The sequence below is a fragment of the Halomonas organivorans genome (assembly GCF_014192055.1).
GTDB lineage: Bacteria > Pseudomonadota > Gammaproteobacteria > Pseudomonadales > Halomonadaceae > Halomonas > Halomonas organivorans.
The window spans coordinates 60,286-71,047 of the sequence record NZ_JACHXM010000023.1 but is presented as its reverse complement, the minus strand read 5'-3'; the positions used below and the strand labels follow the sequence as shown (position 1 = coordinate 71,047).

Annotated in this window: 11 protein-coding genes; 1 reads left to right on the top strand and 10 read right to left on the bottom strand. The window is 62.2% G+C overall.

What is annotated here, in order from left to right; all coding sequences use genetic code 11:
* The first annotated feature begins 238 nt into the window (after positions 1-238).
* Positions 239-1,075, top strand: coding sequence for an archaetidylserine decarboxylase (gene asd, locus FHR96_RS17260; RefSeq protein WP_183388968.1), 837 nt, complete (start codon positions 239-241; stop codon positions 1,073-1,075).
* Between the two features lie 114 nt (positions 1,076-1,189).
* Here the strand turns inward: asd and FHR96_RS17255 are convergent, their stop codons facing one another.
* From FHR96_RS17255 to FHR96_RS17210, 10 genes are all read right to left on the bottom strand, one after another.
* On the bottom strand, positions 1,190-1,579 hold the full coding sequence (locus FHR96_RS17255; protein WP_183388967.1) for a hypothetical protein: 390 nt from the start codon (positions 1,577-1,579) through the stop codon (positions 1,190-1,192).
* A 74-nt stretch (positions 1,580-1,653) separates the two neighbouring features.
* Positions 1,654-1,848, bottom strand: a complete 195-nt coding sequence (locus FHR96_RS17250; protein WP_183388966.1) for a PAAR domain-containing protein — start codon at positions 1,846-1,848, stop codon at positions 1,654-1,656.
* Positions 1,845-2,888, bottom strand: a complete 1,044-nt coding sequence (locus FHR96_RS17245) for a hypothetical protein (protein WP_183388965.1) — start codon at positions 2,886-2,888, stop codon at positions 1,845-1,847. The genes FHR96_RS17250 and FHR96_RS17245 overlap by 4 nt, the downstream gene beginning before the upstream one ends.
* Before the next feature lie 34 nt (positions 2,889-2,922).
* A complete protein-coding gene (locus FHR96_RS17240; RefSeq protein WP_183388964.1) occupies positions 2,923-3,189 on the bottom strand; it encodes a PAAR domain-containing protein in 267 nt (88 codons plus the stop codon).
* Positions 3,186-4,235: a hypothetical protein gene (locus tag FHR96_RS17235; RefSeq protein WP_183388963.1), complete on the bottom strand. Its 1,050-nt coding sequence runs from the start codon at positions 4,233-4,235 to the stop codon at positions 3,186-3,188. Before FHR96_RS17235 ends, FHR96_RS17240 begins: the two co-directional genes overlap by 4 nt.
* Positions 4,220-5,959 (bottom strand): hypothetical protein, encoded by a 1,740-nt coding sequence (locus FHR96_RS17230; protein ID WP_183388962.1) that lies wholly within the window; start codon positions 5,957-5,959, stop codon positions 4,220-4,222. The genes FHR96_RS17235 and FHR96_RS17230 overlap by 16 nt, the downstream gene beginning before the upstream one ends.
* 156 nt (positions 5,960-6,115) lie before the next feature.
* Entirely contained in the window at positions 6,116-6,382 is a 267-nt protein-coding gene (locus FHR96_RS17225; RefSeq protein WP_183388961.1) for a PAAR domain-containing protein, read from the bottom strand.
* Positions 6,379-7,425 carry a hypothetical protein gene (locus tag FHR96_RS17220; protein WP_183388960.1) on the bottom strand — a complete coding sequence of 349 codons (1,047 nt, stop codon included), beginning with the start codon at positions 7,423-7,425 and terminating at the stop codon, positions 6,379-6,381. Before FHR96_RS17220 ends, FHR96_RS17225 begins: the two co-directional genes overlap by 4 nt.
* Positions 7,410-9,308, bottom strand: coding sequence for a hypothetical protein (locus tag FHR96_RS17215; RefSeq protein ID WP_183388959.1), 1,899 nt, complete (start codon positions 9,306-9,308; stop codon positions 7,410-7,412). The genes FHR96_RS17220 and FHR96_RS17215 overlap by 16 nt, the downstream gene beginning before the upstream one ends.
* A complete protein-coding gene (locus FHR96_RS17210) occupies positions 9,305-10,675 on the bottom strand; it encodes a DUF4123 domain-containing protein (protein WP_183388958.1) in 1,371 nt (456 codons plus the stop codon). The genes FHR96_RS17215 and FHR96_RS17210 overlap by 4 nt, the downstream gene beginning before the upstream one ends.
* Positions 10,676-10,762 lie beyond the last annotated feature (87 nt).

The window sequence follows — 10,762 nt, the reverse complement described above, 5'->3', positions numbered from 1 at the left end:
AAGCTGGAAGCTGGAAGCTGGAAGCTGGAAGCTGGAAGCTGGAAGCTGGAAGCTGGAAGCTGGAAGCTGGAAGCTGGAAGACAGCATGAACCCCGACATCATGAGGTCAAGGTTTTTTCAAGCTTCCAGCTTCCAGGCGCGAAGCGCCGCTCTTCCGGCTTCAAGCTAGCCGGCCACATCACCGGCCCAGTCAATCTCACCGAACTCCAATTCACCGCATAACTGGAACGCCCCCCTCGTGACCCCAGCCAAGCTGTTCGCCCTGCTCCAGTATCCCCTGCCCCACCACCTGCTCTCGCGGCTGATCGGCCGGCTGGCCGACTGCCGGGTGTCCTGGGTCAAGGACCTCGCCATTCGCGCCTTTATCCGCCAGTTCAAGGTCGACATGGGCGAGGCCCATGAGCCGGACCCGAGCGCCTATCCGAGCTTCAACGAATTCTTCACCCGGCCGCTGAGGGACGGAGCCCGCCCCATCGGCGAAGGGCTGGTCTCGCCGGCCGACGGCACCCTGTCGCAGTTCGGGCGCCTCGATCACGGCCGGCTGGTCCAGGCCAAGGGCCATGACTTCACCGCCGCCGACCTGCTGGGCGGCGACCTGGAGGCCGCCGGACGCTACCGCGACGGCAGCTTCGCCACCGTCTATCTCTCGCCCAGCGACTACCACCGCGTACACATGCCGGTGAGCGGTACGCTCCGCGAGATGGTCTACGTGCCGGGCCGGCTGTTCTCGGTCAACGCCGCCACCACCCACCACGTGCCCAACCTCTTCGCCCGCAACGAGCGGCTGGTGTGCCACTTCGACACCGAGCACGGCCCCATGGCGCTGGTGCTGGTCGGCGCCATGATCGTCGCCGCCATCGAGACGGTGTGGGCGGGGCAGATCACGCCCCTGCCCCGCGGCGGCGTGCAGCGCATCCGCTTCGACACCCCGGTGCATCTCGAGAAAGGCGAGGAGATGGGCCGCTTCAAGCTCGGCTCCACCGTGGTGATGACCTTCGCCGAGCCGGTGGACTTCGACGGCCTGGACGCGGAGCAGACGGTCAGGATGGGCCAGCGGCTCGGCGAGTTTGGCTGAAACACACCGCCCGGCTCTCGGCTTCACCATCGAGCCACCAACGAACAGGGCCCACTCGAGTGAGTGGGCCCTGTCGTTACCGGCCGATCATGTTACGTCACGATCGTCAGTGGCTCAGCTCGAGCGCTCCAGTTCGATCTCGACCGGCGAGCGCATGGCCCGTTTCGGCTTGCCGATGAGCTGAACGCCCATGGCGACGATGAAGATCGCCCCAAAGACCGGCGTCGGGATCTTGCCGAAGAAGTGCAGCGCCAGGGTGGCCAGGATGATCGGCACCGTCACCAGCACGATACGAGAATACTTCTTCGCTGCCTCCTCCATCTGGCGAAGATGACGGGACAGCGCCTCGCGCGACGCCCCCGCCATGAGATCATTCGCCCCGCACTTGGGGCACTCGGCCGTCTCGTGTCGCAGCAGGCGCAGCGCATGGCGATGCCGCAGGCCGACCCGTTCCTTGCATGCCGGGCAGACATAGGTGGCGACCTTGATACCCGAATCTTTCATGATGCGCTTTCCAGACGATGAATGATGGCCCCATTGTAACGGCCTTGCGGCGTCCATCGTGCAGATCGTTGCCTCTACCTAGACCCGGCAAAGGTGGAGGCACTGCCCGAGCCCTCGATGATGGTGGCGCCGCAGGCGGTCTTGTCGCCCACCCGAGCCACCGGCTGACCCTCGACGCGAGACTGGGGCGAGCCCGAGACGATCGGCGTGACGCCGTGGCCATTACAGGGGCAGCGGTGCAGGTCGCCCTGGCGTGCGATAGGTTTCATAGATTGGTTAACACATCGCCAACGTGCCATTTACCGTCCTGGGTGCGGTAGAAGGCGACGGGAAAGCTGGCGAAGTTTTCACTGCCTTCCGGCGGATGTTCCCACACGATCGGATTGGGTCGAATACGCACCAAGCGGTTATTAGCCATAAATTCCACCTTGTCCTCTTCAGGAGCGCCCTCCCAGTAGGGGGCTGGCAGCAGCTCCGCCCCATCCGGGCGAGTCTGGCTGAAGCGTGCTAGTCCTTGGCTGGAATTTTCGATAAAGCTTCGCCCATTTTCCTCAGTTGTGAGCATATAGGCCACTCGGTCCCAAACTGGCTTAACTTCTTGGAAAATAGTTTCAGTCTCACCGCGCTTGATCAGAGTATGGAAGCGACGATAAGCCTCACGCAGCTCGCGCCGCAGCTGCGGGCTGTCTTCCAGCTCGACGGCCTGCCCCTTCCAGTGTAGCGGTGGTACAGGATCATCCAGACGGAAGTCAATATCCAAACGGTAACCACTGAGAGTTTGCCCACCACTGAAGATGATGTTGCTATCGTACTCACTCAGCTGCCTGTCGCCGCTGCTTCTCATATGCGGTTGAGTAAGCTGACGGGGCTCACCGCCCGCGGTCTCGTCCAGCGACTCGAAGCGCCCCTTGTCCTCGCTATAGCGCAGCCGCAACAGATGCAGACGCTCCTGGCCCTGTATCTTCCAATGATTGCGCTCGATGGCGATATCGATCTCGACGCCATTATGCAGCGAGTACTCATACTCGCCCGTCTCATCGTTCTTTCCGGTCACCGGTGAAAACAAGAGGGAAAGCGTGTTACGTCCTTCGCGGACCTGCATACCGATGCTGGGCGAATAGTCGGCATAGGGCACATCGATATTATCGCGCACGAAGATATCGTTGACCCGCAATGACCAGGCCGATCCCTGAGTGTGGACATGAGCAAAATATAGGTTTTCCGCATTATCCGCCATGGCAGGGGCTTGAAAGCCCTGCCAGAGCAGGACGAGACAGAGGCCATACAGCCATCGTGGCCAGATTCTCATGAGGGCACCTCCCTGTGCCGTGGTGGGATTTAGCTCACGGCTCGACCATGGCCTGACTGGCGGCGGAAATGATCTCGCCGCCGTGGTCAGTCTTGCAGCCGAGGTACGCGGTGGGCTGGCCATCGGTGGTGGCACTGCCCGAGCCCTCGATGATGGTGGCACCGCAAGCGGTCTTGTCGCCAACCCGGGCCACCGGCTGGCCCTCGACGCGAGACTGAGGCGAGCCAGAGACGATCGGCGTGACGCTGTGGCCGCTGCACGGGCAGCGGTGCAGGTCGCCCTGGCGTGCGATAGGTTTCATAGGTTGTTGACCACTTCACCGACATGCCATTTACCGTCCTCGGTGCGGTAGAAGGCGACCGGAAAGGCGATGAAGCTCCCGCTGCCTTCCGGCGGCTCTTCCCACACAATCGGATTAGGCCGAATCCGCACCAAGCGGTTATTAGCCATAAACTCCACCTGATCGTGCTCGGGGCTTTCCTCCCAACGAGGTTCCGGTAACAGCACCGCACCATCAGAACGCTCTTTGACAAACCTGTCGTCCAAGCCACCCAGATCAGATTCGTCGATAAAACTACGTGCATTCTCCTTGGTGGTTAGCATATAAGTTGTACGCCCCCAGACGGGTTCGAGCTCCTGAAAGATGGCTTCGCCATCGCCGCGCTCGATCAACCCATGGATGCGGCGGTAGGCCTCGCGCAGCTCGCGACGCAGCTGCGGGGTGTCTTCCAGCTCGACGGCCCGGCCCTGCCAGTCGGGAGGAGGAATCGCGTCGTCCAGACGGAAGGCAATATCCAGGCGATAGCCATTGAGGGTCCAGCCACCACCGAAGATGATGTTGCGATATTCACCGAGCCGCCAGTCGCCGCTGCTTCTCATATGCGGTTGAGTAAGCTGACGGGGCTCGCCGCCCGCGGTCTCGTCCAGCGACTCGAATCGCCCCTTTTCCTCGCTATAGCGCAGCCGCAGCAGATGCAGGCGCTCATTTTTATTCTCGGTCCATTTGTTACGCCCGATGGCGATATCGATCTCGACGCCATCGTGTAACGAGTACTCATATTCCCCCGTCTCATCGTTCTGGCCGGTCACCGGTGAAAACAGAAGGGAAAGCGTGTTACGCCCCTCGCGGAGCTGAAGGCCAATATTGGGCGAATAGTCGGCATAGGGCACATCGATGTTATCGCGCACGAAGATGTCGTTGACCCGCAATGACCAGGCCGCACCACGTGTATGCACATAAGCGTGGTAAAGCATTTTGAAATTGGTACGCTCTTCTGCCATTGCCCTTTCCTGCCAGATCATGGTGATAAATAACAGGCCGACCAGGCCCTTCAGTAGGTTTCCCATGTACCCTCTTTCTTTTTCCATATCGTTACCTCCTCCTCGTCGGGATCGTCTTCCGTATCGGACTCGGAGGCGCTTTCGTCACGATCATCTTGTATCTCCTCGGATTTCGCTGTGGATTCTTCGATGTCTTCATCGACCCGCTCGAAGAGATCCTCCCACTGCTGCTCATCACTGGCTTCGCCTCCCATATTGGGACCGGTCTGTTCGGCGTTACCCTCTTTGCTTTCAGCACTAACTTCTGCGTGAGCCTTGTAGGCCACCACGACGCCCTCGAAGTCCCGGCGCCGCTGACGCTCGCCATCCTGCAGGCGCACCTTCCAGGCCCAGGACGTATGCAGGCTGCCGCTGACGCCGGCCTTGGCGATAATCACCCAGACCTTGGCTTCTATCTCGATGGCAATTTCCGCCTTGCCCGAGATCTTGAGCTCGCCCTCGAACTCCTGCTCGAGCCCCTCCATGGCGACGTCAGGGTCGCCATGGGCGGGCAGGCGAAGTGTGACGCCGCTGGCTATGCCATGCGTCAGGGTGCCCTCCGCGCCCAGTTCCAGATAAGCTTCCAAGGTGGCCTTGACATGCCGCCCCGATGCCATTTTTTCCCGGGCTTCCTGAATGGCGGCGGCGCCTATCTGGGTGGTGAAGGCCGTCGCCAGGGCGTCGATAAAGTCGAGCCGGCCCGTCACCCCGAGCTTGAAGGTCGATGTCAGGCCGCCGATCGCAAGCTGCAGGTCGGGGCTGCTCTCGACCGGCATCAACTCGACGGCTTCGGGGGCGAAGGTCAGAGACTGACTCATCACGATGCGGCTGGCATACTGGGTTCTATTCCGACTGGGCTGTTCCCGCGTATTGCCCTTCCCCAAGTAGAACTCGAGGGTCTCGATGACGTCGGCCATGGTGCCAATCAGCCCCGGGGCGCGACTGCCGCCGGGCTCGCGCGCCTCGCCGGTGCGGGCCGTATGATCCATCGATTGCTGCGCCCTCAACTGATAGGGGCCAAACTGGCCTTCGAACGATCCCTTGGCTTGGGCATTGACGTCGATACCCGCCGTGCTGAAAACGAGCCTAAGGGCCAGTTTCAGCTCGCCGCTCAGTTTGGCATAGGGCAGTGCAACGACCCGCAGGGTCTGCCCCATGGCATCGTCGGTGACGCACTGGTTGGGCGTGAAATGTGCGCCATCGCGCCCTTGCAACGTGGACTTGAAGGCCAGAATCGCATCCATGGCGAAGACGGCCTGGAGCACGTTCTCGGGCACGTAATTTCTCAGCGCCATGCTCATGTTGAGAAACTGCGGGTAGCCCAGCGCTACCTCGCTCGGCGGGGTATCCAGCCGCTGCTGTCCCTCGGTCAGGCCGCTGGTGATCAGGGAGGGACGATCGGTATGCCCGACCTGGCAGGTCGGTTGGTCCCACTCGGCCTTCACCTTGGCCGACAGGTGGCGCCCCTCGACCTCCTTGGCCACCACCAGTAGCGTCGTCGCCTTGCGGCACTCCCCATCCACCTCGATATCGGCGAGCGGCCAGGTGATCTTTCGGGTGTCGTCCGTGCTGTCGGTCACACTGCCAGACACGAGACAGCAGGGCTGGTTGGGCCTGCACTCCACGCAAGCCGCGGCGAAGTCCGGATCGAAGATCTCGCCGTCTCCGGGGGCCGGCGGAAGCGGGCTTTCGGTGAGCGGCTGGCCACCGTTACCACCCAGCGCGACCCAGCGATCCGCCCAGGCACGCATGACCGGCGCCTCCAGACCGCTGGCGGCATTATCCTGGCGGCGTTGCAGCGCCTTGTGAATTTCGCTCTCCAATTGGCGGCGGGCGGACGCCGAAAAGCGTTCATCGTGGCCAGATTCTCATGGGTGGCACCTCCCTGTGCCGTGATGGGATTTAGCTCACGGCTCGACCATGGCCTGACTGGCGGCGGAAATGATCTCGCCGCCGTGGTCGGTCTTGCAGCCGAGGTACGCGGTGGGCTGGCCATCGGTGGTGGCACTGCCCGAGCCCTCGATGATGGTGGCACCGCAGGCGGTCTTGTCGCCGACTCGGGCCACCGGCTGACCCTCGACGCGAGACTGAGGCGAGCCAGAGACGATCGGCGTGACCCCGTGGCCGCTGCACGGGCAGCGGTGCAGATCGCCCTTGCGTGCGATAGGTTTCATAGGTTGTTGACCACTTCACCGACATGCCATTTACCGTCCTCGGTGCGGTAGAAGGCGACCGGAAAGGCGATGAAGCTCCCGCTGCCTTCCGGCGACTCTTCCCACACAATCGGATTGGGCCGGATCCGCACCAAGCGGTTATTAGCCATAAACTCCAACTGATCGTTCTCGGGGCCTCCTTCCCAGTAAGGGGCCGGTAATAGATGAGAACCATCCGAAGGGGTCGCACTAAACTCATCGTTCAGCCCTCTTTCAGAATTTTCTCTCCAAGCTCGAGCGGAGGGTTCTGTGGTCAACATATAGGCCGTCCGTTCCCAAACTGGCTTGAGCTCCTGGAAGATGGCTTCGCCATCGCCGCGCTCGATCATCCCGTAGATGCGGCGGTAGGCCTCGCGCAGCTCGCGACGCAGCTGCGGGGTGTCTTCCAGCTCCACAGCCCGCCCCCGCCAGTCGGAAGGAGGAATCGCATCGTCCAGACGGAAATGGATATCCAGGCGATAGCCGTCTATCGTTTGGCCTCCACCGAAGATGATGTTGTGGTATTCACTGAGCCGCCAGTCGCCGCTGCTTCTCATATGCGGTTGACTGAGCTGACGAGGCTCGCCGCCCGCGGTCTCGTCCAGCGACTCGAACCGGCCACTGTCCTCGTTATAACGCAGACGCAAAAGATGCAGGCGCTCGCTGGTATTACCCTTCCAGTTATTGCGTCCAATGGCGATATCGATCTCGACGCCATCATTCAGTGCATACTCATATTCTCCTGTCTCATCGTTCTGGCCAGTAATCGGTGAAAACAAGAGGGATAGTGTGTTGCTCCCCTCGCGAAGCTTCAGACTGATATTGGGCGAGTAGTCAGCATAGGGAACATCGATATTATCGCGCACGAAGATATCGTTGACCCGCAATGACCAGGCCGTCCCCTGAGTATGCACATAAGCATTGTAACGTATGCCGAAGTTATCGGTTTTTTCTGCCATTGCCGCTTCCTGCCAGATCATGGTGATAAATAACAGGCCGATCAAGCCCCTCAGTAGGTTTCCCATGTGCCTACTTGCTTGTCCCATATCGTCAGCTCCTCCTCGTCGGGATCGTCTTCCATACCAGACTCGGATGTGGGTTCGTCACGATCATCTTGCATCTCCTCGGATTTCTTTGTGGAGGCCTCAATATCTTCATCGACCCGCTCGAAGAGGTCATCCCACTGCTGTTCATCACTGGCATCGCCACCCGTATTAAAACCGGTCTGCTCGGCGTTGCCCTCTTTGCTTCTAGCACTAACTTCCGCGTGAGCCTTATAGGCCACCTTGACGCCCTCGAAGTCCCGACGTCGTTGACGCTCGCCATCCTGCACGCGCACCTTCCAGGCCCAGGACGTGTGCAGGCTGCCGCTGACGCCGGCCTTGGCGGTAATCACCCAGACCTTGGCTTCTATCTCGATGGCAATTTCCGCCTTGCCCGAGATCTTGAGCTCGCCCTCGAACTCCTGCTCGAGCCCCTCCATGGCGACGTCAGGGTCGCCATGGGCGGGCAGGCGAAGTGTGACGCCGCTGGCTATGCCATGCGTCAGGGTGCCCTCCGCGCCCAGTTCCAGATAGGCCTCTAATGTGGCATTCACATTTTTACCCGCCGCCATTTTTATCCGAGCTTCCCGGATGACGGCGCCGCCTGCCGGGGTGGTGAAGACGCTCGCCAGGGCATCGATAAAGTCGAGCCGACCCGTCACCCCGAGCTTGAAGGTCGATGTCAGGCCGCCGATCGCAAGCTGCAGGTCAGGGCTGCTCTCGACCGGCATCAACTCGACGGCTTCGGGCGCGAAGGTCAGAGACTGGCTCAACACGATGCGGCTGGCGTACTGGGTTCTATCCCGACTAGGCTGCCCCTGCGTATTACCGTCCGCTACATAGGAATCGAGGGTCTCGATGACGTTGGCCATGGTGCCAATCAGCCCCGGGGCGCGGCTGCCGCCATCGCCATCGAGCGCCTGGCCGGTATTGGCCGTATGCCGCGCCGTCTGTTCCGACTTCAACTGATAGGGGCCAAACTGGCCTTCGAACGTTCCCTTGGCTTCAGCGTTGGCGCTCACACCCGCCGTGCTGAAAACGAGCCGCAGGGCCAGTTTCAGCTCGCCGCTCAGTTTGGCATAGGGCAGTGCAACGACCCGCAGAGTCTGCCCCATGGCATCGTCGGTGACGCACTGGTTGGGCGTAAAATGTGCGCCATCGCGCCCTTGCAACGTGGACTGGAAGGCCAGAATCGCATCCATGGCGAAGACGGCATGAAGCACGTTCTCAGGCACGTAATTTCTCAGCGCCATGCTCATGTTGAGAAACTGCGGGTAACCCAGCGCTACCTCGCTCGGCGGGGTATCCAGCTGCTGCTGTCCCTCGGTCAGGCCGCTGGTGATCAGGGAGGGACGATGGGTATGCCCGACCTGGCAGGTCGGTTGGTCCCACTCGGCCTTCACCTTGGCCGACAGGTGGCGCCCCTCGACCTCCTTGGCCACCACCAGTAGCGTCGTCGCCTTGCGGCACTCCCCATCCACCTCGATATCGGCGAGCGGCCAGGTGATCTTGCGGGTGTCGTCCGTGCTGTCGGTCACACTGCCAGACACGAGACAGCAGGGCTCGTTGGGCCTGCACTCCACGCAAGCCGCGGCGAAGTCCGGATCGAAGATCTCGCCGTCTCCGGGGGCCGGCGGAAGCGGGCTTTCGGTGAGCGGCTGGCCGCCGTTACCACCCAGCGCGACCCAGCGATCCGCCCAGGCACGCATGACCGGGGCCTCCAGACCACTGGCGGCATTATCCTGGCGGCGTTGCAGCGCCTTGTGAATTTCGCTCTCCAATTGGCGGCGGGCGGACGCCGAAAAGCGTTCTCCGTCGCTTTCCAGAATGTACAAGAGATCATCTGCTGTGGGGCTGTAACTCATGCTGGCCTCCCTGGCTCATGATGCGTCGATGGCCAGGCCTCGAGCTCGTGTTCGGATACTGGCTGACGCGCCAGAAAGTCTCTCTGCAATCGGCCTCGCGGGCGCCAGGCCTCAAGGTGATTGCGGCGTTGCCAGGCCAGGGAGGAGCCATCAGTGAGCAACCGCCCTGCCTCCGGATAATCCCGTGGAAAGTCGTCGCCGAACTCCATCAGGCACTTGGTCAGGGTCGTCACCTGCTTCTTCGAGGTCATCCCATGCCGCTGGCCCAGCCGCTGGGCCGCATCGACGGCCGCCAGCACCTCATCGGGAGGGGTTTCGGTGAACTCTTCCAGGACATTGCGTGCCAGGCCTCGCTGAGCCCTGACGCGCTGCAGGCGACTGAAGTCATCGAATTCCGTCCGAGTGATGGCAAATCGACGCGACGGTGCGGCATCGGCCCCCTGGCGATGCGGCAGGGCGATCTGAATCAGGCGGCCCTGACAGATATCCCGTTCGCTGGCAAAGGTCACGCCGGGCACCAGCGACAGGTCGTCCGGCCATGTCATCGACGGGGATATCGGTAGCGTCAACGTGTCGATCAACGCCAGCCACTGGGCACTTTTCCACTCCGGCAGCACCTGGGGAAGCTCCAGCGCCACCCGCGGATCGTAGAAGCGGAAGTAGACCGGCGCCTGGTCGTTGGCCGGGGTCCAGAGCATGGTGAACTTGCGCAGGTGGGTACGCAGCTGCTTCAGGGTGGCCGTGGACTGCAGCAGGATGCCCCAGTGCTGGTCCTGGGGCAGGCCCTTGAGCCAGGTGACCAGTTCGCTGTCGGGCTCCAGGCGCACCAGCCAGGGGGCCATGGCGCGGGTGTCGGCGTCCGTCGAGGCGTAGAGGCAGGCGCTTTGCACATCGGTCTCGGCGAGCCGTGCCATGACCTCGCGGCAGTTCACGCCATCGATGACGGCCCACAGCGGGGGCTGAGTGGCGCCGAACAGATCGTCCCAGCCGATCTCGGCGTAGGTCGGCGCCGGGGGCGGAGCTGCCTCCTGCGCCGGTGGCGCCGCCTCTGGCTCGAGCAGGATCGGCAGCATCTCGCCGAAGGCCACGGGTGAGGCGGTGGACGTGCGGTCGGCGAGGTCCACCAGGGGCTGTGACATGCCCTGCTCGCGGAAGCGCTGCAGCAGGGTCTGCACGTGTTCGAACGTCAGCAGGTCGAGCCCGGCTTCCTCGAGCCGCTGCGCCACCAGTGCCTGCCCGGTCGCGGCGTCGCTTGCCGTCACCACGGCGACCAGCACGGCCTCGTCGACTGCCGCCGACCATTGGCGGGCTTCGGGATAGCGGGCCTTCACATGGCAGCGACCGACCCACAGATCACGCTCTGCCATGAGTCATTCCTCTTCGGCCGGGCAGTGTGAGAGAAATGGCGGGCGCTTGAAAGCCCTGCCAGAGCAGGGCCATACAGCCATCGTGGC

Excerpts from the sequence above, each read along its gene's own strand:
- FHR96_RS17255 (WP_183388967.1), bottom strand. The coding sequence starts at position 1,579 with ATGAAAGATTCGGGTATCAAGGTCGCCACCTATGTCTGCCCGGCATGC.
- FHR96_RS17250 (WP_183388966.1), bottom strand. The coding sequence starts at position 1,848 with ATGAAACCTATCGCACGCCAGGGCGACCTGCACCGCTGCCCCTGTAAT.
- FHR96_RS17245 (WP_183388965.1), bottom strand. The coding sequence starts at position 2,888 with ATGAGAATCTGGCCACGATGGCTGTATGGCCTCTGTCTCGTCCTGCTC.
- FHR96_RS17240 (WP_183388964.1), bottom strand. The coding sequence starts at position 3,189 with ATGAAACCTATCGCACGCCAGGGCGACCTGCACCGCTGCCCGTGCAGC.
- FHR96_RS17235 (WP_183388963.1), bottom strand. The coding sequence starts at position 4,235 with ATGGGAAACCTACTGAAGGGCCTGGTCGGCCTGTTATTTATCACCATG.
- FHR96_RS17230 (WP_183388962.1), bottom strand. The coding sequence starts at position 5,959 with ATGCGTGCCTGGGCGGATCGCTGGGTCGCGCTGGGTGGTAACGGTGGC.
- FHR96_RS17225 (WP_183388961.1), bottom strand. The coding sequence starts at position 6,382 with ATGAAACCTATCGCACGCAAGGGCGATCTGCACCGCTGCCCGTGCAGC.
- FHR96_RS17220 (WP_183388960.1), bottom strand. The coding sequence starts at position 7,425 with ATGGGAAACCTACTGAGGGGCTTGATCGGCCTGTTATTTATCACCATG.
- FHR96_RS17215 (WP_183388959.1), bottom strand. The coding sequence starts at position 9,308 with ATGAGTTACAGCCCCACAGCAGATGATCTCTTGTACATTCTGGAAAGC.
- FHR96_RS17210 (WP_183388958.1), bottom strand. The coding sequence starts at position 10,675 with ATGGCAGAGCGTGATCTGTGGGTCGGTCGCTGCCATGTGAAGGCCCGC.